General features: G+C 45.8%; 26 protein-coding genes. 25 read left to right on the top strand and 1 reads right to left on the bottom strand.

Annotated features, from left to right (window positions below; all coding sequences use genetic code 11):
- Positions 1-297 precede the first annotated feature (297 nt).
- The 23 genes from AXG56_RS05540 (at position 298) to AXG56_RS05430 (ending at position 19,127) form a co-directional block, all read left to right on the top strand.
- The gene (locus AXG56_RS05540) at positions 298-570 is read left to right on the top strand and encodes an HU family DNA-binding protein (RefSeq protein WP_008638574.1); all 273 of its coding nucleotides are present in this window, start codon (positions 298-300) and stop codon (positions 568-570) included.
- 184 nt (positions 571-754) lie between these two features.
- Entirely contained in the window at positions 755-979 is a 225-nt protein-coding gene (mtrB, locus tag AXG56_RS05535) for a trp RNA-binding attenuation protein MtrB (protein WP_008638573.1), read from the top strand.
- Between the two features lie 88 nt (positions 980-1,067).
- Positions 1,068-1,871: a heptaprenyl diphosphate synthase component 1 gene (locus tag AXG56_RS05530; protein WP_008638570.1), complete on the top strand. Its 804-nt coding sequence runs from the start codon at positions 1,068-1,070 to the stop codon at positions 1,869-1,871.
- Positions 1,872-1,874: 3 nt separating this feature from the next.
- Positions 1,875-2,585, top strand: a complete 711-nt coding sequence (gene menG, locus AXG56_RS05525; protein WP_008638568.1) for a demethylmenaquinone methyltransferase — start codon at positions 1,875-1,877, stop codon at positions 2,583-2,585.
- Between the two features lie 12 nt (positions 2,586-2,597).
- Positions 2,598-3,569: a heptaprenyl diphosphate synthase component II gene (gene hepT, locus AXG56_RS05520; protein WP_008638565.1), complete on the top strand. Its 972-nt coding sequence runs from the start codon at positions 2,598-2,600 to the stop codon at positions 3,567-3,569.
- Positions 3,570-3,657: 88 nt separating this feature from the next.
- Positions 3,658-4,107 carry a nucleoside-diphosphate kinase gene (gene ndk, locus AXG56_RS05515; protein ID WP_026577352.1) on the top strand — a complete coding sequence of 150 codons (450 nt, stop codon included), beginning with the start codon at positions 3,658-3,660 and terminating at the stop codon, positions 4,105-4,107.
- Positions 4,108-4,271: 164 nt separating this feature from the next.
- Entirely contained in the window at positions 4,272-5,045 is a 774-nt protein-coding gene (locus AXG56_RS05510; protein ID WP_062513515.1) for a protein-glutamate O-methyltransferase CheR, read from the top strand.
- A 164-nt stretch (positions 5,046-5,209) separates the two neighbouring features.
- A complete protein-coding gene (gene aroC / locus AXG56_RS05505; RefSeq protein ID WP_008638557.1) occupies positions 5,210-6,379 on the top strand; it encodes a chorismate synthase in 1,170 nt (389 codons plus the stop codon).
- Position 6,380: 1 nt separating this feature from the next.
- Positions 6,381-7,463, top strand: coding sequence for a 3-dehydroquinate synthase (gene aroB / locus AXG56_RS05500; protein ID WP_008638554.1), 1,083 nt, complete (start codon positions 6,381-6,383; stop codon positions 7,461-7,463).
- Positions 7,456-7,827, top strand: coding sequence for a chorismate mutase (aroH, locus tag AXG56_RS05495; protein WP_026577353.1), 372 nt, complete (start codon positions 7,456-7,458; stop codon positions 7,825-7,827). Before aroB ends, aroH begins: the two co-directional genes overlap by 8 nt.
- A 4-nt stretch (positions 7,828-7,831) precedes the next feature.
- Positions 7,832-8,926 (top strand): histidinol-phosphate transaminase, encoded by a 1,095-nt coding sequence (gene hisC / locus AXG56_RS05490; RefSeq protein WP_008638552.1) that lies wholly within the window; start codon positions 7,832-7,834, stop codon positions 8,924-8,926.
- Position 8,927: 1 nt separating this feature from the next.
- Positions 8,928-10,025 (top strand): prephenate dehydrogenase, encoded by a 1,098-nt coding sequence (locus AXG56_RS05485; protein ID WP_062513512.1) that lies wholly within the window; start codon positions 8,928-8,930, stop codon positions 10,023-10,025.
- A 12-nt stretch (positions 10,026-10,037) separates the two neighbouring features.
- Complete coding sequence (gene aroA / locus AXG56_RS05480; protein ID WP_026577356.1) at positions 10,038-11,327, top strand: 3-phosphoshikimate 1-carboxyvinyltransferase; 1,290 nt, start codon at positions 10,038-10,040, stop codon at positions 11,325-11,327.
- A gap of 135 nt (positions 11,328-11,462) precedes the next feature.
- Positions 11,463-12,269: a hypothetical protein gene (locus tag AXG56_RS05475; protein ID WP_235601465.1), complete on the top strand. Its 807-nt coding sequence runs from the start codon at positions 11,463-11,465 to the stop codon at positions 12,267-12,269.
- Positions 12,270-12,287: 18 nt separating this feature from the next.
- Positions 12,288-13,541 carry a lipopolysaccharide assembly protein LapB gene (locus AXG56_RS05470; RefSeq protein ID WP_062513509.1) on the top strand — a complete coding sequence of 418 codons (1,254 nt, stop codon included), beginning with the start codon at positions 12,288-12,290 and terminating at the stop codon, positions 13,539-13,541.
- Positions 13,542-13,575: 34 nt separating this feature from the next.
- A complete protein-coding gene (locus tag AXG56_RS05465) occupies positions 13,576-14,136 on the top strand; it encodes a ReoY family proteolytic degradation factor (RefSeq protein WP_008638541.1) in 561 nt (186 codons plus the stop codon).
- Positions 14,137-14,283: 147 nt separating this feature from the next.
- Complete coding sequence (locus AXG56_RS05460) at positions 14,284-14,748, top strand: DUF2487 family protein (protein WP_082794442.1); 465 nt, start codon at positions 14,284-14,286, stop codon at positions 14,746-14,748.
- A gap of 119 nt (positions 14,749-14,867) precedes the next feature.
- Positions 14,868-15,374, top strand: coding sequence for a ubiquinol-cytochrome c reductase iron-sulfur subunit (locus AXG56_RS05455; protein ID WP_008638537.1), 507 nt, complete (start codon positions 14,868-14,870; stop codon positions 15,372-15,374).
- A gap of 2 nt (positions 15,375-15,376) precedes the next feature.
- Positions 15,377-16,051, top strand: a complete 675-nt coding sequence (gene qcrB, locus AXG56_RS05450; RefSeq protein ID WP_008638535.1) for a menaquinol-cytochrome c reductase cytochrome b subunit — start codon at positions 15,377-15,379, stop codon at positions 16,049-16,051.
- 29 nt (positions 16,052-16,080) lie between these two features.
- Positions 16,081-16,980 carry a menaquinol-cytochrome c reductase cytochrome b/c subunit gene (locus AXG56_RS05445; protein ID WP_062513507.1) on the top strand — a complete coding sequence of 300 codons (900 nt, stop codon included), beginning with the start codon at positions 16,081-16,083 and terminating at the stop codon, positions 16,978-16,980.
- A 69-nt stretch (positions 16,981-17,049) separates the two neighbouring features.
- Positions 17,050-17,634 carry a DUF1405 domain-containing protein gene (locus AXG56_RS05440; RefSeq protein WP_008638531.1) on the top strand — a complete coding sequence of 195 codons (585 nt, stop codon included), beginning with the start codon at positions 17,050-17,052 and terminating at the stop codon, positions 17,632-17,634.
- 56 nt (positions 17,635-17,690) lie between these two features.
- Positions 17,691-18,389, top strand: coding sequence for a hypothetical protein (locus AXG56_RS05435; RefSeq protein WP_062513506.1), 699 nt, complete (start codon positions 17,691-17,693; stop codon positions 18,387-18,389).
- 63 nt (positions 18,390-18,452) lie between these two features.
- A complete protein-coding gene (locus tag AXG56_RS05430; RefSeq protein ID WP_008638529.1) occupies positions 18,453-19,127 on the top strand; it encodes a zinc metallopeptidase in 675 nt (224 codons plus the stop codon).
- A 39-nt stretch (positions 19,128-19,166) separates the two neighbouring features.
- Here AXG56_RS05430 and AXG56_RS05425 read toward each other — a convergent pair whose 3' ends face one another.
- Positions 19,167-20,066, bottom strand: a complete 900-nt coding sequence (locus tag AXG56_RS05425; protein ID WP_035387989.1) for a YitT family protein — start codon at positions 20,064-20,066, stop codon at positions 19,167-19,169.
- Between the two features lie 129 nt (positions 20,067-20,195).
- On the opposite strand from AXG56_RS05425, the gene AXG56_RS05420 reads away from it, so the two are divergent.
- Positions 20,196-20,540 (top strand): nucleotide pyrophosphohydrolase, encoded by a 345-nt coding sequence (locus AXG56_RS05420; RefSeq protein ID WP_008638527.1) that lies wholly within the window; start codon positions 20,196-20,198, stop codon positions 20,538-20,540.
- The gene (gene dapB / locus AXG56_RS05415; RefSeq protein ID WP_008638526.1) at positions 20,533-21,333 is read left to right on the top strand and encodes a 4-hydroxy-tetrahydrodipicolinate reductase; all 801 of its coding nucleotides are present in this window, start codon (positions 20,533-20,535) and stop codon (positions 21,331-21,333) included. Before AXG56_RS05420 ends, dapB begins: the two co-directional genes overlap by 8 nt.
- Positions 21,334-21,342: the final 9 nt, after the last annotated feature.

Below are 21,342 nucleotides of genomic sequence, written 5' to 3'. Positions count from 1 at the left end.
CATCGGCGTCGTATTTAGCAATGTAACAATATAAAAAATGGCTGAAAACCTTGATGTGACAGTGTTTAGAGGTTGTTGCTAGTAAAATCCATTTATGGTAATCCGCCCTTTAAGTGAGGGGTGATTCAGCTCTGAAATCGCATTGTTACGCGATTTTAAAAGGGTTGTCTATTGAATTTCAGAGAAAACTCGTTTATTATAAGGCATGTCATCAAAGAGATGACCGCTAAAATAAACATTTGAAGCGGCATTCCGTCGCTTTAATGAGTTTAACCTTCTTGGGAGGAGGTGAATATCATGAATAAAACAGATCTTATCAACGCAGTATCTGAAAAAGCAGATCTTTCTAAGAAAGACGCAACACAAGCTGTAGATTCTGTATTCGAATCTATCATGGATTCACTTAAAGATGGTGACAAAGTCCAGCTTATCGGATTTGGTAACTTTGAAGTTCGTGAGCGCGCGGCACGTAAAGGCCGTAACCCGCAAACTGGAGAAGAGATCGAAATCTCTGCTAGCAAAGTACCAGCTTTCAAACCTGGTAAAGCCCTTAAAGATGCAGTTAAATAAACAGCTACATAGGGCTTGAAGAAAGGGTGCATAAGCACCCTTTTTTCTTTTTATTCCGTTAGAAAAAGAAAAGGCTGTCCATAATGGAGATAAGAAAGGCATCTGGTCTCATCGCCCACAAGGTGGATGTTTTGACAAAGCCCCCCTTGTAAGAGATAGTATTGATAAAGAAGGAGGCGTGAACATGTCAGCACCAAACAATGATTTTTTCGTTATTAAAGCGTTGGAGGACGGTGTCAACGTCATCGGTTTAACACGCGGTACGGACACACGGTTCCATCACTCGGAAAAACTGGATAAGGGCGAAGTTATGATTGCCCAGTTTACAGAACATACATCAGCAGTGAAAGTGAGAGGGAAAGCTGTCATTCAGACAAGTCACGGAGAGATGACAAACGAAGCGGATTGACCCACTTGCGGCATACTATACATACAGATGACGGACGAATTTGTGCTATAATCAGATTCGGGTCAACATCGTTTCAGGAAGGGATCAGGTGATCACGTTGAATTCTGCAGATAACAATATAAAGGAACTCAAACAGAAAATCGCATCAAAGGTTCGGCATCCTTATTTGGTCCGCTTTATACCTGAACCTACCATCGATGAAGACAAACTTGTCATTCTTTCGTCCATCATGGATCACACAAACCTTTCTGAAGTAAAAAAAGAACAGTATATTATAACGACCATGCTCGTGCAGATCGCCCTTGATACGCACGATCTCGTCACATTATCGGAAGAGGATGATGACAGGGAAACTGTCAGAACGAGGCAGCTCACCGTGCTTGCGGGAGATTATTACAGCGGCCTGTATTACTACTTGTTGTCCCAACTCGATGATATCCCGATGATCCACACGCTTGCAGGAGCAATAAAGGAAATCAATGAGTGGAAGATGGAGCTATATTACAAGGACGTGGATTCTTTCCAAGAATTCCTTGAAAGTGTGAAGAAGATAGAGTCCCTGCTTATTCAAAGGGTTGCCTCGTATGTGCAGAAGACGGCAATCAATGATATGGCCGGCGACTGGCTCTTAGCCAAGAAGCTTATGGAAGAGAAGCGGAGTTACCAGGCAGGGAATTTTTCACCGCTCATGGACGTACTTACGAAGCGGCCCGGGTTGTTCGGAAGCAACAGCCAGGTACTCCTCAATTTAGAACAAATGCTGCAAAGTCATGTCCTGCGCTTGGAATCGGCTGTTTCCCAGTTGCCGATTCATTTTAACTGGTTGAAGGATTATGTACACACAGCAATTCATCATCAATTTAATCATCGAAAGACAGCGGAAGAGGGTTAGAACATGCAGCCACAAACGAAGGAAGAGCGTGTACACAACGTTTTTGAAAAAATTTACAATCAATATGACAGCATGAATTCCATCATTTCTTTCCAGCAGCACCGGCTATGGCGTAAAGATGTCATGCGAAGAATGAACGTGCGTCGGGGAGACTGTGTGTTGGACCTGTGCTGCGGCACGGGCGATTGGACAATGACACTCGCGGATGCGGTTGGTAAGGACGGGAAAGTGATCGGTCTTGACTTCAGCGAAAATATGCTTTCGGTCGGTATTAAGAAGAAGCTTGCGCGCCGGGTCAAACAGGTGGAATTTCAGCATGGTAATGCAATGGAACTTCCTTATGAGAACGATTCTTTTGACTTCGTGACCATAGGCTTCGGTCTTCGGAACGTTCCCGATTACCGACAGGTGTTAAAAGAAATGTACCGGGTCGTTAAGCCTGGTGGAAAGGTCGTCTGCTTGGAGACATCACAGCCGACCAATCCTGTGTTCAAAAGACTTTATTATTTTTACTTTGGTAACATCATGCCGATTTTCGGTAAGCTGTTTGCTAAAAGCTATCAGGAGTACAGCTGGCTTCACGAATCGGCGAAAGATTTTCCTGGTAAAGCAGAATTAAAGGCAATGTTTAAAGAAGTCGGATTTCATAACGTCAACGTAAAATCCTATACCGGCGGCGTCGCTGCCATGCATATGGGTCAAAAGCAAACTTAAGGATGAAGCGCAATGAAACTAGCAATGATTTACTCGTTTCTAAAAAATGATCTAGCAATCATGGAAGAGGCCGTCAATGATACGATCCAGTCAGACAATGACGTGTTAAGACAGGCTTCAAGCCAACTCCTGAAGGCGGGAGGCAAAAGGATCCGCCCTGTTTTCGTTCTTCTAGGTGGTAAGTTCGGCCACTATGATATCGAGCGGATGAAAGCAGTTGCGGTATCCTTGGAACTCATACATACTGCCTCCCTCGTCCATGATGACGTCATTGATGAAGCGGAGTTGAGGCGTGGGGAACCAACCATCAAAGCGCGCTGGGATAACCGCATCGCAATGTACACCGGTGATTACATTTTTGCGCGGTCTTTGGAGAATTTGTCCAAATTGAACAATCCTAGAGCACATCAAATTCTCGCCAAGACAATGGTGGAGCTGTGCCTTGGTGAAATTGAACAAATCAAGGATAAATATAACGTAGAGCAGAATACAAGGGTTTATCTGCGGCGTATCAAAAGGAAGACAGCCCTATTAATCGCAGCAAGCTGTCGGCTTGGAGCCATTGCTTCGGATGTAAAGCCCGAACAGGAAAAAGCTCTTTATGAATATGGATATAATGTTGGGATGTCTTATCAGATTATAGATGATGTTCTTGATTTTACAGCTTCCGAAGAGGAACTTGGAAAACCTGCCGGCAGTGATCTGCTTCAGGGAAATATCACATTGCCCGTACTGTTTTCCATGCAGGATCCAACCTTCAAGGATCAGCTGACTAAAGCCTTTCTTCAAAAAGAAGATGTAAATGAAGAGGAACTTCGTCCAATCATTCAAACAGTCCAGACAAACGGTTCCATTGAGCAGTCATTGGAAATAAGTGATCGCTATTTAAAGAAAGCCTATGAATCCTTGGCAAAACTGCCTGCAGGAAGAGCGAAACAAACATTGAAGGGAATCGCCAAGTATATTGGAAAAAGAAGGGCATGATCTATTGCCTTTCCCTTCATTGTTTGTTAGACTTTTTTATGGCACTTATTAAAAGCGCTTTCACATAATACATAAAGAGGTGTATGTCATGCAGAAGACTTTTTTGATGGTAAAACCAGACGGTGTACAACGAAATTTGATCGGTGACATTACGGCAAGGTTCGAAAGAAAAGGCTTTAAATTGGCAGGGGCAAAGCTGATGAAGATCCCCGCTGAATTGGCAGAAGAACATTACGGAGAACATAAGGAAAAACCATTCTTCGGCGAATTGGTTGATTTCATCACCTCAGGTCCTGTATTTGCAATGGTATGGGAAGGGGAGGACATTATCTTGACGGCACGTCAGATGATGGGTTCGACGAAGCCTTCAGAAGCAGCTCCTGGAACGATAAGAGGAGATTACGGTGTGATAGTAGGGAAAAATATTATCCACGGTTCTGATTCACCGGAAAGCGCACAGCGGGAAATCGGCTTGTTCTTCAAGGAAGAGGAAATCCTCTCCTATGACAAAGACATCTCAAATTGGGTATATGAATGAATACAAAAAAGCCGTCCTATACAGAGGTCGGCTTTTTTTATATTTAATCTGAGAACGATACCAGTGTTATTAAACAAGTGGAAAGTTCTGAATTCTTGAACATTTACAATCCCTTTTATGTAGAGTACCCTTAGGAAGAACCTATTGGCGAGGAGATTGGAAGAATGACCGATTACGAACAGTTTATTCAACAGATCAATCACAAGACCGGCATTGATTTATCATTATATAAGGAAGCGCAGATGAAAAGGCGCCTTACTTCACTAAGGGACAAACGGGGCCATTCATCGTTTCGTGCGTATTTTTCCAGTCTCGAGAAGGACGCGGCTCTCCTTGATGAATTCCTGGATCGAATGACCATTAACGTGTCTGAATTTTATCGTAACCGGACACGGTTTGAAGTATTGGAGAGAAAAGTTATTCCGTTTTTGTTGAAAAAGAAAAAAAAGCTTAAAATATGGAGTGCGGCCTGCTCCACGGGGGAAGAACCTTACACACTTGCTATGATTTTAGACAGGCATACATCGCTTTCTAATGTTTCGATTCTGGCGACAGATCTGGACCGCAACGCTCTTGCTAAGGCGAGGGATGGAAAGTATCATGAACGATCCCTCAAAGAAGTAGAGCCGGATATAAAAGAAAAGTACTTCACGAAGGAAGGTTCGGAGTACCTTGTTGATCAGGCGATAAAAAAATGTGTGACTTTTCGTAGTCACAATTTGCTGTCGGATTCGTATGAGGAAGGGTTTGACTTGATTGTGTGCCGGAATGTCCTTATATATTTTACCGAGGAAGCGAAGGAAAAGGTATATCATCGTTTCAGCAGATCACTAAACTCAGATGGAATCTTTTTTGTGGGCAGCACAGAACAGATCTTCTCTCCACAATCGTACGGATTTCAGGTGTACGATACGTTTTTCTATCAGAAACAGCAGTGATCCCGACAGAATAACCGTTCTTCCTCCTTGTTTTACGAATTTTTTCAAAAAATAAGCATTTTATTCGCCACAAACGCAGGACCATATGATATAGTAGTATCTAAAATTCATAACACTTACACGGTTTAACGTGCGAAAGTGAATAACAGGAGGTTTATAAATATATGCGCTACTTAACAGCAGGTGAATCACACGGAAAACAGTTGACGACAATCATAGAAGGAGTTCCATCCCACTTACCATTATTAAGAGAACAAATAGACGAATCCTTGATTCGCAGGCAGGGCGGATACGGCCGCGGAAAACGAATGCAGATTGAGAAAGATCTGGTAGAAGTAACAAGCGGTGTGCGTCATGGATACACGCTCGGTTCACCAATCACGCTCGTCGTACATAATGATGACTTCAAGCATTGGACGGATATCATGGGCGAGGACCCTCTTCCTGAAGACACGGGTAACATCCGCCGCACCGTTACTAAACCCCGTCCGGGTCATGCCGATTTGAACGGAGGCATGAAATATGGACACAGGGATATGCGAAACGTCCTGGAGAGATCTTCAGCCCGTGAAACAGCAGCGCGCGTTGCTGCAGGTGCTGTAGCTAAGGTGCTGCTGAAAGAACTTGGTATTGAGGTGACGGGTTATGTCCGTGAAATCGCTGGAATCGTAAGTGAAGTGGATGAAACGATGACCCTTGCTGAGCGTCGCGATATATCCGAAGCGTCCCCTGTCAGAACTTTTGATAAAGAAGCGGCTGAAAAGATGATGCAGGCGATCGATGAAGCGAAGAAGGAAGGGGACTCCATCGGCGGAGTGACGGAAGTGTATGTAGAAGGGATGCCTGCTGGAATCGGCTCTTACGTTCAATATGACCGTAAACTTGATGCGAAGATTGCTGGAAGCGTCATGAGTATCAATGCCTATAAAGGGGTGGAATTCGGAATCGGTTTTGAGGCTGCACGCCGTCCTGGAAGCCAGGTCCACGATGAAATACTCTGGAGTAAGGAAGAAGGGTACACACGTAGAACCAACCGTCTCGGAGGTTTTGAAGGCGGCATGACGACCGGAATGCCGATTGTAGTAAAAGGTGTCATGAAACCGATCCCTACTTTATATAAACCGCTTCAAAGTGTGGACATTGAAACAAAAGAACCGTTCAGCGCGAGCATTGAACGATCGGACTCCTGTGCGGTACCGGCTGCGTCCGTGGTCATGGAGCATGTGGTTGCATTCGAACTGGCAAAAGCAATTACGGAGGAATTCCCGTCCGACTATTTCCCACGATTGAAGCGGGCAGTCGATGACTATCGTAAAGAAGTAAGGAGTTTCTGATATGGCCACCATACGCATCCATTCCAGTACACATGTCTATGATGTAACGATAGAAGAAGGCATACGACATCGGATGACGACTCTCCTGGAGGGTGATTATTCCCAAGTTTTAATCATCACGGATGAAACCGTCGCCGGGAGGTATCTAGAGGAGGTTAAAAGAGCGGTGGGTTCGATCGGATCCGTACACACTGCTGTTGTACCCGCAGGTGAGGGCTCGAAAAGCATGGATCAGTACAGCTATCTCCTTGATAGATGCGTGGAAGCGAAACTGGACCGCCGTGCTCTTATCATTGCTCTCGGCGGGGGGATGATTGGTGATCTGGCGGGCTTTGTTGCCTCTACCTACCTAAGGGGAGTTCCTTATGTACAGATGCCGACAACCATTCTCGCCCATGACAGCAGCGTCGGTGGTAAAGTCGCGATCAATCACCCGCAGGGAAAGAATTTGATCGGCAGCTTTTACAGCCCCGTACACGTCATTTATGATCTGGAAACTCTTACAACACTGCCGGAGAAAGAGATCCGCTCCGGGTATGGAGAAGTAATTAAACACGCTTTTCTCAGCGATGCAGCATGGGTGGAGGAAGTGCTTGAAACAAATGTGTCCCGCCTCTCTTCAGCTCAGCTTCAAACAGATTTAAAAAAAGGCATACGCGTCAAAGCGTCCATCGTTGAGCAGGATGAAAAAGAAGCCGGCGTTCGGAAATATCTCAACTTGGGTCACACCTTGGCTCATGCAGTGGAATCGGAACTTGGTTATGGAGAAGTGACACACGGTGAGGCGGTAGCGATAGGATTATCCTTCGCTTTTCGATTAAGCAGCAAGGTACTTGGTTCTGATTTACCGGAAAAAGAATATGTAAACTGGCTCAACGCAAATGGTTACCCCCTTTCTATCCTGAAAACGCTGAATAGTGACAGGCTTGTCCATCGCATGAAATGGGATAAAAAGACAGTACACCAGCACATTAATTTTGTGCTTCTTGATTCCATCGGTCAACCGGTAGTCCAACAAGTGGATGACGAGGTAATCATGGATGCTTTGAGATGTTGGATGAATGAGGTGATTGGAAATGAATAGAGGTGTTCGCGGCGCGACGACCGTGTTGAAAAACGAATCGGGAGAAATTATTGAGCGAGCAGCGGAATTAATGATAGACATCGTATCTTCAAACGATATAGCACCAGAGGATGTCACTTCCGTCTATTTCACCGTAACAGATGATATTGACGCCGTATTTCCGGCAAAGGCTCTTCGACGTTTGGACGGATGGACGTACGTTCCTGTCATGTGCATGAGAGAGATTCCCGTGCCGGGAAGTCTTGAGAAGTGCATTCGTGTGATGGTGACGGTGGAGACGGAGCGGACCCAGCAGGAGATCCGGCATATCTACCACTATGAAGCAAAGCAGCTGAGACCAGATTTGAAGAGTACGGAGGAGTGATTGTATGAAGGCAAAAGAAATATTGAAAACCATGAAACCATATACACCGGGAAAAGGGATTGAAGAAGTAAAGAAAGAGTACGGACTCGAACGAATCGTAAAGCTCGCTTCCAATGAGAATCCATTTGGATTTTCTCCAAAAGTGGAAAAAGAGCTCCCGAAGCTTATCTCCGGTTTAGAGATTTATCCGGATGGTTACGGGGCGGAAATCCGTCGAAAACTTGCTTCGTTTCTCGCGGTCAATGAGAAACAACTGATTTTCGGGAATGGTTCGGATGAGATTGTCCAAATCATCTGCCGTACATTCCTTGAATCCGGAGCGAATACGGTCATGGCGGCTCCTACGTTCCCTCAGTACCGTCATAATGCTTTAATAGAAGGAGCCGAAGTAAGAGAAGTTCCTCTTGTAGACGGTCATCATGACCTGGATCGCATGCTTGAAGAGGTGGATGAACAAACGAGAGTATTATGGATCTGTACTCCGAACAATCCTACAGGTGTACATATTGTAAAAGATCAGATGGAAGCCCTTCTTGAAAAATGTCCGGATCATGTTTTGGTCGTCATTGATGAAGCCTACTTTGAATATATGGATGCTGCAGATGCGTTCGACTCTATTAGCGCGCTCGATCGTTTCCCCAACACTATAATATTACGTACTTTCTCTAAAGCATACGGCCTGGCCGGCTTAAGGATCGGGTACGGTGTGGCACACCCGGACATTATCCGCAGTCTGGAACCGGCAAGGGAACCGTTTAATACCTCCACCGTGGCCCAGGCGGCTGCGATCATCGCTCTGGATGATCAGAAGTTCATTCAGGAAACGGTTGAGGAGAACAGGAAGAACAAACAAATTCTAAAAGAATTCTGTGAGGAAGTCGGGCTGTCCTATTATGATACTCAGGCAAACTTCCTGTTGATCCACCTTCCTTGCAGTGGTGATGAAATGTTCGAACATCTGCTGACGAAAGGGTTCATAGTCCGGTCCGGAGAAGCGCTTGGTCTTCCTAATACCATCCGTCTGACCATTGGTAAAGAAGAAGATATGGAAGAAGTTCAGAAAGCGATCAAAGAGAAACTGACCGCCGGGGAAGTTTGATATGAAACAGAAAGTACTGATTGTCGGCCTGGGCCTGATCGGTGGATCCCTCGCCATGAATATTTCGAAGAAAGAGGATGTCTTCTTAATAGGAGTGGACGGGGATGAAGCCACCTTAAATATGGCTCTGAAACAAGGGGTCATCCATCAAGCTTCTTCCGATTTTAAGAAAGCAGCCATAGAGGCGGATGTATGTGTGCTCGCGACCCCTATTTCCGTGACAATAAATTACCTTCAACAATTGAATGATATACAACTGAAAAAAAGGCTGTTAGTGACAGACGTCTCTTCCGTAAAGAATCAAGTGCTGGCAGCGGCAAATGAGCTGAACCATCCGCTCCTCTCTTTTGTTGGAGGGCATCCGATGGCGGGCTCCCACAAGCAGGGGTACACAGCCGCTAAACCGCACTTATTTGAAAATGCGATATACGTCCTTACGCCTTCCGTTCACGCTACGGAGGAAGAAGCGGAGCGTTTAATCGATTTATTCTCTGAGACACAGGCGCGCTTTTTAACATTTTCAACAGAGGAACATGATGAAATGACCGCAGTCATTTCTCATTTTCCCCACCTGATCGCTTCTTCGCTCGTACATCAGGCGAGAAATTGGCAGGAGAAACACCCATTTCTTGAGCAGCTGGCTGCTGGGGGCTTCAAAGACATTACGCGGATCGCTTCCAGCAACCCGAAGCTTTGGCAGGATATTTTCTTTCAAAACCGAACCCTGCTGCTCGCGATGCTTGACGATTGGATTCAGGAGATGAAAAAGGTTCGGAACTACTTAGCAGACGAAGAGAAAGAAGAAACATACCGCTATCTATTTGATGCTAAGCAGTTTCGGGATGGTCTGCCTGTGCGTGAAAAAGGAGCAATTCCGTCCTTTTACGATATCTATGTCGATATCCATGACCGGCCTGGAGCTATCTATCATGTGATCGGTCTGCTTGCCCAGCATGCGATCAGCATCAAGAACATTCAAATTCTTGAAATTAGAGAAGGTATCACCGGTGTTTTGCGGATAAGTTTCGCTACAAGCCGGGAGCAGCTTGAAAGTAAAGAAATATTAGATAAGCAGTATGAAGTCATGATTCAGCAGTGAAGGAGGAAATCAATGTCTGACATCCAATTACAACCGACGGATAAGAAAATTATCGGAGAATTAAATGTCCCCGGCGATAAGTCCATTTCCCACCGTTCTGTTATATTTGCTTCGCTCGCCGAGGGCACATCGAAAATCACTAATTTCCTGACAGGGGAGGACTGTCTGCGCACGGTGCAGGCATTTCGTGATATGGGAGTAGAGATTGAGCAGGACGATGATTCTTTGACGATCCATGGAAAAGGAATCGCAGCGTTGCAGGAGCCGGTCGTTCCGATCAACTTTGGCAATTCCGGCACAACTGCAAGATTGATGAGCGGCGTTCTTGCAGGACTTTCGTTCTTCACGACGGCGTTTGGAGATGAGTCTCTTTCCAAACGTCCGATGGATCGTGTCGCTGTTCCTCTGCGCAAAATGGGAGCCAGGATCAGCGGAAGGAATAAGGGAGGCCTTCTCCCACTTGCTTTTGATGGAACGTCCCTGCAAGGATATGATCATAAGCTCACCGTTAAGAGTGCACAGGTTAAATCCGCCCTCCTGCTTGCCGGCATGCTTGCAGATGGGAAGACTACGGTGACGGAAATTGGCGAAACAAGGAATCATACGGAAATGCTGCTTCCGGAGTTTGGTGTCGATGTAGAGGTGGATGGCCGTACAATCAGCATTACTGGAAACCAGCAGCCAACAGCTGCTGATGTTAAGGTGCCCGGGGACATCTCTTCTGCTGCATTCTTCATTGTAGCAGCTGCCCTTCTGCCCGGCAGTGATCTCGTCATAAAGAATGTAGGCTTAAACAATACTAGAAACGGCATTGTTCAAACCATGCAGCAAATGGGGGCGGACATTCGGGCGGATGTCCACACGCATATCGGTAAAGAGCCTGTTGGTGATGTCTACATCAAAGGAGGTTCGCTGAAGGGTATAGAACTCGGTGGACAGCTTATCCCTAATGTTATTGACGAGATTCCGATTATTGCACTCGCGGCTACACAGGCGGAGGGTACAACCATCATTAAGGATGCAGAAGAGCTTCGCTTTAAGGAGACGGACAGAATATCAGCCGTTGCTGATACGTTGAATACTCTGGGGGCTGATGTTGAGACGACGGAAGACGGATTGATCATCCATGGAAAAGGGAAATTATCCGGGGGAGTGATTCATTCTTACGGGGACCACAGAATTGGAATGATGGGGGCTGTCGCATCTCTTGTAAGTGAACAGGCGGTCACTATTCAGGATAAAGACTGCATCAATATATCATACCCGAATTTCTTTGACCATTTAAATCAGTCGCTTAAGTAAATTAACTTCATAGTTTTGATATAGCTCTCATACGATATAAAAAGCCTAGTTGGAGGTTTGAATCGTATGGGAGCTTATTGGTTTAGCGGATACGTAAAAAGGGCGAAAGGTCCGCCTGAACAAGAGGAGTGGGCAGTGAATCAAGCGAATTTCACAAAGAACCGTACAGGTCCCCTATCTTATCGACAATTGGATGTAAAGGACTTTCTTATCACCCCCGGCCGTGTACGGATCGACAGAAAAGAACGAATCGAGACGTCCAGCAGTCCTTATGCCACCGCAGAATCTTACATAAAAAGAGGCTGCACGCTTTTACTCACACAGCACCTAGTGACTAGCTTACGTCACTACAAAGTACAATATGAACAGTTTTTAAAGAAACTAAGGAAGCTTCCTGTAAATTTCATGGTGCTCCCGGTCGTTCCGGTAAAGCTTTTGCGTCCAGAGGTCATCCGCTTTTTCTCTAGAAAAGGCAGCCCCTTTTTATGTATCAGAATCAAGTCGAGAGAAGAGTTGCTTGACGTGTGTTGGGAATGGATTGTGCAAGCGCAGAGTTACAGACGGATGCCGCTATCATTAATGGTCGAAGAAGGCCGAGATGCGTCGAATTTCTATGAGGAATTGTGGTCTTCACTTACAAGACAATATGGTATGATTAAATTAACAGATATCCCGGATGGAGAAGAAGTTTCCGTACAAAACCTTAGAGACAGCGGTATTTACCCGCTCAGGGGGGATCTATTGTCCGGAGCAAGCGCAGATTACAATCTTTATTATAGGAAATCAGTCCAAACGTTTGATGATGACGATGATTTCCGATATCATGATTCTGTTCCGGATGTTACAGTTATGAACGGAAGTGTGGTGCAGGTGCAGCAGAACATTGTACCCCACACGCCCGGTACCCATATAAAAGTGAAGATTCACAAGCATTTTGTTTGAGATGGAAAGGATGTCATCATGGAGGAAATACAAAAAGCAATCCGTCAAATGGAAGCGCATAAGACGGAAGACGCGATAAAGACACTGACCAACTACCTGCCGGAAGCGGATGAGGAGGAACGCTTCACCATTGCAGAGCTTTACATGCAGTGGGGAATGCTTGAAGAGGCCAAACTGGTCCTTCATGAACTCATTCAGCGCTATCCGAAAGAACTAGAACTGAAAGTGATGATGGCGGAGATCCATATCGACCTCGAGGAAGACGATGAGGCAATAGAAATTCTGAATCAATTCGGCCCGGAGGATGAAGACTATTTACAAGCGTTAGTACAGCTGGCGGATCTTTATCAGGCGCAGGGACTATTTGAAGTAGCCGAGCAGAAGCTTCTGGCTGCCAAACAAGTGGAACCCAACTCGGCAATCATTGATTTTGCTCTTGGTGAATTGGCCTTTTCAAACGGTGAATACTCCAAGTGTATCCCCTATTACGAAAATGCCATGCATCATCAGCCTGTCATAGGGGACATTGAAGTCGCCACAAGATTGGCAGAAGCCTATGCAGCGAACGGTGAATTTGAACAGTCTCTGGAATTTTTCCAACAGGTGGAAGAAGACAACCCTGATGTAATGTTCCGCTACGGGTTTGTAGCCTTTCAGGCGAACCGAAACGACATTGCGATCCACGTCTGGGAAGAATTGATTGAAAAAGACGCTTATTTCCAGTCGGTCTATCCGCTGCTCGCCCAAGCCTACGAAGCAGAAGGAATGCCTGCTGAGGCACTGGAAATGGCTAAAAAAGGTCTGGCTAAGGATGAATTCAACAAGGAACTCTACCACTTGGCAGGCACATTGTCCCATCGTCAGGGAAATAAGGAAGAGGGCTATAAATGGGTGAGAGAGGCCGTCGCTCTCGACCCAGGATATAAAGAAGCGGTTTTATTCTTAATCGAGAACTATAAAGCCGACGGTGATTATGAAAATATTATTGATTTAATCAATGAATTGATTGCGCTCGGAGAAGAAGACCCGAACTATCTATGGGAATTGGCACAAGCATATGAAGAGGAAGAACGGTTTGAAGATGCCTATGAACAATACAACCAAGCCTATCCTTCCCTTAAAGAAGACACGGACTTTTTGAAGGCTTATGGATACTTTCTTGTGGAAGACGGGAAAATGGAAGAAGGAAAGAACGTATTGGAAGAATACCTCAAGCACGATCCTGCTGATACAGAGATGGAAGATTTCGTGGAGCGGTTAAAGGAACGATAACAAGATGGATTAATAAAGCGCAGGAGGGGCGCCTATGCAAACACCGATTTCTGTGGATGAGAAAAAAGATTTTGTCCGCTGGTTTTTGAACCACTTTCAATTGAAAAAGAGAGAAAGCGTCTGGATTCTGAATTATTTGATGAACCATGAGTCTCTTTTATCCAGTGTCCATTTCGTCCAGGAAGTGAAGTTTTGCCCCCGTGGGATGGAGATCAGTGCTCAAGGTGTGTCGGACCCGCCTTTCCGTTTTTATAAAGGTCAGGTGATGACGAACGATGCCGAGAAATCTTTTCATGACCTCAGGATGAATCAGGGAGAGCCTGTCTACATTCAAATGAATTTCGAGAATGCTCAGCAATGCTCTAAGTATGCGCTGGTTCTAGAAGAGAATCCGTACCTTCCGAAAGATTACTATTTAAACGACCGTGATAAGAACGAAGCGGAACAGCTGCTGTCCTTGAGCCTGCTCAACTACCGCAGAAAAAGTATTGAGCATCGCATTGACCAGGCGTTGATCGCAGGGGAGAGAGAAACCTTTCAGGAATTGTGTGTAAAACTGGAACAGGTGAAGCAGGATTTAAATACATTTATATGAAGGAAAGAGGGGGAGCTGCACCGGCTGCCCCTCTTTTTTTGCTTGGATCGGAACTTCCATATGATTCTGAAAAATGAATGCGCTTGCGCTTTCCAGGATGTATAGTAAAATAGAGGAAAAGATACATAGTATTAGGAAAGGGAATGAATGATGCGCTGGACAAAAGCAGATACTACTCAATACTTACCGGAAAAGCAGTACATCGACACCGTCCTTATTCCATTGATTCCATTTGACCCGTCTTCGGACGGATCGATGACGGAGCAGGCTTTTCGCAGGGAGCTTACCCAACTGTTTACAAACTTCATAGAGAAAGAATACCACGGGCGGATCTTTCTTGCTCCCGACTATCATTACTTAAGCAATACCCATGAAACCGAGTGGGAGCGCCTGAATCAATGGATAAGTCATTTTAATACACAGCCATTCCAACATGTTTTCCTGTTTACATTTGATAGTAAATGGAGAAAATATGAGGCGAAGCTTAATGGAAAGCTGCTCTGGATTCCTGGAATGAAAGAGGGCGACATCCAATCGAAAGAAACGCAGTCCTTTGTTAGGGAACAAGCCCGTCAGATCAATGAATTAATCCAATATGACTGGCAATTATGAAAAGTTTGACTAGACTGGATATTTTATTGACCGGGCTATAAGATTGCGCTATCATTGGAAATGTCAGTAAAACGGTGTGGAAAATCCATGTTGCATGGATGAAAAGAGGGGGGAAAGGAATGAGTGATAAGAAACGGGTATCCCGTCGTCAGTTTCTCAACTATACATTGACAGGTGTAGGCGGTTTCATGGCGGCAGGAATGCTGGCACCGATGGTGCGGTTCGCCATCGATCCTGTGCTGAAGACGAAAGAAAGCGGCGACTTCATCTCCGTTGCTTCCGTCGATGATATCACGAATGAACCGCAGCGTTTCGAATGGTCTATTGACCAAGTGGACGCCTGGTATGAATCAGAAGTACAAAAAACCGCATGGGTGTACAGAGACGGAAACGATGAAATAATAGCGCTTTCTCCAATTTGTACGCACCTTGGCTGTACGGTGGATTGGGCTTCCAACGAACAATATCCGAAAGAATTTTATTGTCCGTGCCACGGTGGACGATATACAAAGGATGGCGTCAATGTGCCCGGCACACCACCAACTGCTCCACTCCCAATGTTTGAACACAAAGTGGAAGAGGGCATGCTCTACTTGGGCGAAGCAAAAGACAGAGGGGGTTCATAATCATGCTGCAGAAAATTTATGATTGGGTGGACGAGCGTGTTGATGTAACCCCGTTGTGGAGAGACATTGCCGACCATGAAGTACCCGAACACGTTAACCCGGCCCATCACTTTTCAGCTTTTGTTTATTGTTTCGGCGGTCTGACATTCTTCATTACCGTCATTCAAATTTTATCTGGAATGTTCCTGACGATGTATTATGTTCCCGATATCGAGAATGCCTGGAAATCCGTATACTATCTTCAGCGTGAAGTTGCATACGGGCAGATTGTCCGCGGTATGCACCACTGGGGTGCGAGCCTTGTCATCGTCATGCTGTTTTTACATACGCTGCGGGTTTTCTTCCAAGGAGCATACAAAAAACCGCGTGAGTTGAACTGGGTAATTGGTGTACTCTTGTTCTTCGTCATGCTTGGCCTCGGCTTTACCGGATATCTGCTTCCATGGGATAACAAAGCGTACTTCGCAACACAGGTTGGATTGGAAATCGCTGCAGCAACACCATTCATCGGAGATCAAATCCGCACACTGCTAGCGGGAGATCCGGACATCGTCGGTGCCCAAACGCTTACACGATTCTTCGCGATTCACGTATTCTTCCTTCCTGCAGCTTTATTCGGATTAATGGCCTTCCACTTCATTTTAATCCGGAAACAAGGTATTTCAGGGCCACTATAAACGTTTTTTATTAAAAAGGAGGGATAGCTGTGCATAGGGGAAAAGGGATGAAGTTTGTCGGTGATTCACGTGTCACTGCCGAGAAGAAAGCCAACCTGCCTAAAGATTATTCCGAGTATCCCGGTCGTACGGAAGCTTTCTGGCCGAACTTCCTTTTAAAGGAATGGCTCGTCGGATCCGTCTTCCTTATCGGCTTTTTGATATTGACGGCTGCTCACCCGTCACCGCTCGAGCAGCAGGCAGACCCGAACAACGCTGGTTATATTCCTCTGCCTGACTGGTATTTCCTGTTTTTATACCAATTCTTGAAGTATCAGTACGCAGGCGGAGATTATATTGTGATTGGAGCAATCGTCATACCCGGTCTTGCTTTCGGAGCACTGCTCCTCGCGCCATTTCTTGACCGCGGACCTGAACGTCGTCCACATAAACGCCCGATCGCTGTCGGGCTGATGCTCATCGGATTCATTGCTACGTTCTGGCTGACATATGAATCTGTTACGCATGCCGATTACGAGATGCGTGCGGAGAAATATGGTGTTAATATAGAAGCAGTCGAGTCAACGATTGACAAAGCAGATCCGGGCTATGCCGTGTACGAAGCGAACTGCCTGAGCTGTCACGGAGACGCGCTTCAAGGGCAGGGGAACTACCCTTCCCTCATTGATGCGGAGCTGACGGTGGATCAGGTGAAAGACATCGCCGTTAACGGTAAAGGCGAAATGCCTGCTGGTATTTTCGGCGGCACGGATGAAGAACTGCAGCAGCTCGCTGAGTTTGTCGTTTCTGCCGGTTCCGGTGAAGGCGGCGGATCGGAGGAAGAAGGATCTGCTGAAGAAGATGCAGCGGAGTCGGAGGAAGGTGCGGATGACGCTTCTGAAGAAGAAGGATCCGCTGATTCTGAAGAGGCTGCAGAGGAAGAATCATAACTAAAGAACCGATCTTTTCGCCGCGCTTATATAAGCGCGGCTTCATCTATGTAAGGAGGCACCACGAACATGAGAAGTCTTATTTCCTATGTATTAACGAGTCGTTCTTTTCTTATCCTTTTATTTGTAGTTAATTTATTCGGAACGATTTATGGATTTATTTGGTACGAACCACAGTTGTCCATCACGGAACCTAAGTTCCTGCTTTTCGTTCCTGACAGTCCTACAGCAAGTATGTTCTTTACCATTTTTCTTGGGTTTTATCTTTTCGGGCGAAACGTCCCGTATATAGAGGCCCTCGCGCTTATTACCTTAATGAAGTACGGCGTCTGGGCTGTCATCATGAATATACTGACGATGATGGAATATGGTTCCCTGCCGTGGACGGGATATATGTTGATCATTTCTCACAGCGCTATGGCTGTTCAGGGAGTTCTGTATGCCCCGTATTACGCAATTCAGCTCAGACACCTGGCTTTCGCCGCCGTGTGGACACTCCATAATGACGTCATTGATTATGTTTTTGAACAAATGCCGATTTATCCGGCAATTGTCGAACATATGAATGAAATTGGCTATTTTACGTTTTGGCTGAGCATTTTGTGCATAACACTCGCATACATACTGACGCAAAGGCATAAACCAACGGTCTAAAAAGCTCTTCTCTCACATACGTTTTAATTAAGACTTCAGTGGGAGGGGAGAGCTGGATGGGACGGGCATGGAGCATAATATTAATCGCTTCCCTTATCTTTTTATTTCCGGTAGCTGTTCATGGAGAGAAAACGGTGGATCTTTCTGTTTCTTTAGACGGTTTTGTGGAGCAGTATGAACGGTTAGTCTACGACGGGAAAGAGGAGCTTGCAGAAGAGCTCTTGTATAACCGTTTCGCTGATATGGAAAACTATATGGAGACAAGATCTATGGAAGAACAGTTCGTTTGGTCCACAGTCCTGAATCGCGTTAACAAAAGGATGTCCGCTGAGGAACTGAAAACGATCGTTAAAGCTTTTGAAACCCTCTCTTCCCAAAAGTCCGGATCTGATATGGATATGATGGAAGAACTTCATTCGTTTGCAGATCGTGCTTCAGACCTGAATATTCCGGCAGCCGTCCTTACGTATGAATGGGAAATGCACCGTCCTTATTACGAAGAGATCCTGGGGCAGGAGTCCGTCTCCATCATTACCAACAGCTTGAGCAGTATGACAGGTGGGAGTATGTCGGCAAGGGAGAAGCTGTTGGCTGAGCTTAACTATATAAAAGCAGAGTCTCACAAAGAAGACGGGTTCATGCTTGCGATTGGCGTTGTCGGCGGATCGATCCTTGTCACCTTAACCTATGTCGCCATTCGGAAACACCCCTCACGTTCAAAAAATAGACACAACCTTAGAAGGCAAAACAGTTGATTTTGTCCGACATTTTGACTAAAATTGACCTAAGCTAATACATCCAAGATGGAGGAGTGAACCATGAGTTTTCTCATTTATTTCGCCCTGATTCTGATCATTCCGATCTGGGCCCAGTCTAAAGTTAAAAGTACGTACAAAAAATACTCAAAAGTACCGACATCATCCGCTATGTCCGGAGCAGAAGTCGCACGAAAGATATTAGATGACAACGGTTTGTATAATGTCGCTGTCGAAGAAGTACGTGGACAGCTGACAGACCATTATGATCCACGTTCGAAAGTTATCCGTCTGTCCACAGATAATTTTCATGGACGTTCCGCTGCAGGCGCTGCTGTTGCCGCTCACGAAGTAGGGCATGCCATCCAGGACGCTCAGGATTACGCGTTCCTGCGTTTCAGAAGCGCGCTTGTACCTGTGGCGAGTTTCGGTTCCAACATCTCCATCTTCTTAATTATCGGTGGTTTTCTTCTTGGTATGATGCAGCTTGCTGTTGTGGGGATCATCTTCTTCGCAGCTGCCGTGTTGTTCCAATTGGTCACGCTGCCGGTCGAATTTGACGCATCAAATAGAGCGATGAGTCAACTCGTTTCCACCGGCATTATCCGTAATGATGAAGAACGGAAGACGAAGAAAGTATTGAATGCTGCTGCGATGACTTACGTCGCTGCTGCACTGGTCGCACTCGCTGAATTGCTGCGATTCGTCTTCATGTTCGTAGGTATGAACGAAGAATAAAACGAACCCCCTCGGATCCCGAGGGGGTTTTTTGTGTTTTTATTCAATAGGATTTTTATTCTCATCCAAGGTGAATCCTTCTCCCATGACATCGTGTACATGATTGACTGCGACGAAGGCGTGCGGATCAATGTGGTCTATGATTGATTTCAACCGTACGATTTCGTTTTTGGCAATGACGCAGTACAGGACATCGCGCTTGGCGCCAGAGAATGAACCCCGGCCTTCCAGTACCGTTACACCTCTGTCCATTTCTTCCATGACACGTTTCGATATTTCCTCGCTTTTCTCGGAAATAATGGTCGTCCCTCTTGCAGCATAGGCACCTTCCTGGATGAAATCAATGACCCTGGCACCTATGAACACGGCCAGTAGAGTGTACATGCCGCGGATATGGTCCAGGTAAGTAAGGATCGAGACAAGGATGACGACCGCGTCGAAGGCGAACATTGCCCGTCCCATACTCCAGCCGAAATATTTATTAATCAGGCGGGCAATGATATCCACCCCTCCGGTCGTTCCCCCGTATCGAAAGATGATTCCGAGCCCAATTCCTATGAAAACCCCTGCAAATAAAGCCGCAAGTGTCATATCAGACGATAAAGGGATATCGATCATATACAATTGGGAAATTTTAATGAAGACGGATACAGCGACGATACCGATTAAAGAGTAGTAAAACGTGACTCTCCCCAAGCTCTTCCAACCAATGATAAGGACTGGAATGTTGAGCACAATATTCATGACGGCCGGGTCCCAATTAAACAGATAAAGAAGGAGCAGAGTAATCCCTGTGAAACCACCTTCTCCAAGCTGATTCTGAATATTAAAGTGGACCAGCCCAAATGAGAAAACAGCGGAACCGATCAAAATAAACAGGATGTTCTTCAAGCGCAAACCGAAAACTTTCAAACGACCACCTCCATAAAATCTGTCCATTTTCCATTATAGTTATAGTGTCGACAGCCGGCAATAGTGTATGGTCTTGTAGAAAAGCTAAATGATTTGTCAAAAGCCGTCCTATTGGCTAACATTTAGAGAGAGTTTATACTAGAAAAGAGGGGTTTCATGGGCAATTACACGACGAATGATATTCAGGAACGTGTGGACCGTTACATATCGCAATTCAAAGAGGGCTATTTTTCGCCGCTTGCTCTTCAGGCACGATTAACGGAAGAGGTCGGAGAGATGGCGAGGGAGATTAACCACAGGTACGGAGAAAAGCCAAAAAAAGAGACGGAAGCGGATAAAGCACTGGAAGAAGAGCTTGGAGATGTACTTTTCGTATTGACTTGCTTCGCCAACTCTCTAGATATGGATTTGTCAGAAGCGTTTGAACGATCCATGAGTAAAATCGAGACGAGAGACAAAGATAGATGGACAAGAAAAGAAGGGAGTTCTGGACATGAATGAAATCAAAGTAATCGTTGCAGGACCGCGTGGCAAGATGGGGAAAGAAGCTTTGCAAATGATTGAAAAAGAGGAATCGCTCATCCTTGCTGCCTGTATCGATCGTAAGAATGACGGCATGCGGGTAAAAGAGATTAAAGGACTGACTGAATCGGAAGCGCTTATTTACACCGATGCGGCCGTCTGCCTCGCAGAAACAGATGCGGACGTACTTGTGGATCTGACAACGCCTGAAAACGGGTATAAGCACACGAAGCTGGCGCTGGAGAACGGTGTACGTCCGGTTGTAGGAACAACAGGCTTCACGGAAGAGGAGCTCCGCGAACTTACGGCGCTTGCAGAAAAGAATAAAATTGGTGCGGTCATCGCTCCAAACTTTGCCATTGGAGCAGTTTTGATGATGCAGTTCTCTAAATGGGCGGCCAAATATTTCCCTGATGTGGAAATTATCGAAAAGCACCATGATCAAAAACTTGATGCACCTTCAGGGACGGCATTGAAAACGGCGGAGCTCATTAAAGAAGTGAGAGAGGCTCACAAACAGGGACATCCGGAAGAAAAGGAAACGCTGCCTGGTGCCAGAGGAGCAGATGTTGAAGGTATGAGGATACATAGTATGCGCCTGCCGGGCCTTGTGGCGCATCAGGAGGTGACTTTTGGAGGGCTTGGAGAGACGCTTACCGTCAAGCATGATTCCATACATCGGGAATCTTTCATGAGTGGTGTTAAACTTGCCTCCGAAAAGGTAATGGACCTGGATATGCTTGTGTACGGTTTAGAGCATTTACTTGACTGAAGAGAGGGA

The organism is Halobacillus sp. KGW1 (assembly GCF_001592845.1).
In the GTDB taxonomy this organism is placed as follows: domain Bacteria; phylum Bacillota; class Bacilli; order Bacillales; family Halobacillaceae; genus Halobacillus.
This window is presented reverse-complemented; position numbering and strand designations above follow the sequence as displayed.

Bases quoted from the DNA above. Each gene is read 5' to 3' on its own strand.
- AXG56_RS05540 (WP_008638574.1), top strand. From the start codon at position 298: ATGAATAAAACAGATCTTATCAACGCAGTATCTGAAAAAGCAGATCTT.
- mtrB (WP_008638573.1), top strand. From the start codon at position 755: ATGTCAGCACCAAACAATGATTTTTTCGTTATTAAAGCGTTGGAGGAC.
- menG (WP_008638568.1), top strand. From the start codon at position 1,875: ATGCAGCCACAAACGAAGGAAGAGCGTGTACACAACGTTTTTGAAAAA.
- hepT (WP_008638565.1), top strand. From the start codon at position 2,598: ATGAAACTAGCAATGATTTACTCGTTTCTAAAAAATGATCTAGCAATC.
- ndk (WP_026577352.1), top strand. From the start codon at position 3,658: ATGCAGAAGACTTTTTTGATGGTAAAACCAGACGGTGTACAACGAAAT.
- AXG56_RS05510 (WP_062513515.1), top strand. From the start codon at position 4,272: ATGACCGATTACGAACAGTTTATTCAACAGATCAATCACAAGACCGGC.
- aroC (WP_008638557.1), top strand. From the start codon at position 5,210: ATGCGCTACTTAACAGCAGGTGAATCACACGGAAAACAGTTGACGACA.
- aroB (WP_008638554.1), top strand. From the start codon at position 6,381: ATGGCCACCATACGCATCCATTCCAGTACACATGTCTATGATGTAACG.
- aroH (WP_026577353.1), top strand. From the start codon at position 7,456: ATGAATAGAGGTGTTCGCGGCGCGACGACCGTGTTGAAAAACGAATCG.
- hisC (WP_008638552.1), top strand. From the start codon at position 7,832: ATGAAGGCAAAAGAAATATTGAAAACCATGAAACCATATACACCGGGA.
- AXG56_RS05485 (WP_062513512.1), top strand. From the start codon at position 8,928: ATGAAACAGAAAGTACTGATTGTCGGCCTGGGCCTGATCGGTGGATCC.
- aroA (WP_026577356.1), top strand. From the start codon at position 10,038: ATGTCTGACATCCAATTACAACCGACGGATAAGAAAATTATCGGAGAA.
- AXG56_RS05470 (WP_062513509.1), top strand. From the start codon at position 12,288: ATGGAGGAAATACAAAAAGCAATCCGTCAAATGGAAGCGCATAAGACG.
- AXG56_RS05465 (WP_008638541.1), top strand. From the start codon at position 13,576: ATGCAAACACCGATTTCTGTGGATGAGAAAAAAGATTTTGTCCGCTGG.
- AXG56_RS05460 (WP_082794442.1), top strand. From the start codon at position 14,284: ATGATGCGCTGGACAAAAGCAGATACTACTCAATACTTACCGGAAAAG.
- AXG56_RS05455 (WP_008638537.1), top strand. From the start codon at position 14,868: ATGAGTGATAAGAAACGGGTATCCCGTCGTCAGTTTCTCAACTATACA.
- qcrB (WP_008638535.1), top strand. From the start codon at position 15,377: ATGCTGCAGAAAATTTATGATTGGGTGGACGAGCGTGTTGATGTAACC.
- AXG56_RS05440 (WP_008638531.1), top strand. From the start codon at position 17,050: ATGAGAAGTCTTATTTCCTATGTATTAACGAGTCGTTCTTTTCTTATC.
- AXG56_RS05435 (WP_062513506.1), top strand. From the start codon at position 17,691: ATGGGACGGGCATGGAGCATAATATTAATCGCTTCCCTTATCTTTTTA.
- AXG56_RS05430 (WP_008638529.1), top strand. From the start codon at position 18,453: ATGAGTTTTCTCATTTATTTCGCCCTGATTCTGATCATTCCGATCTGG.
- AXG56_RS05425 (WP_035387989.1), bottom strand. From the start codon at position 20,066: ATGGACAGATTTTATGGAGGTGGTCGTTTGAAAGTTTTCGGTTTGCGC.
- AXG56_RS05420 (WP_008638527.1), top strand. From the start codon at position 20,196: ATGGGCAATTACACGACGAATGATATTCAGGAACGTGTGGACCGTTAC.
- dapB (WP_008638526.1), top strand. From the start codon at position 20,533: ATGAATGAAATCAAAGTAATCGTTGCAGGACCGCGTGGCAAGATGGGG.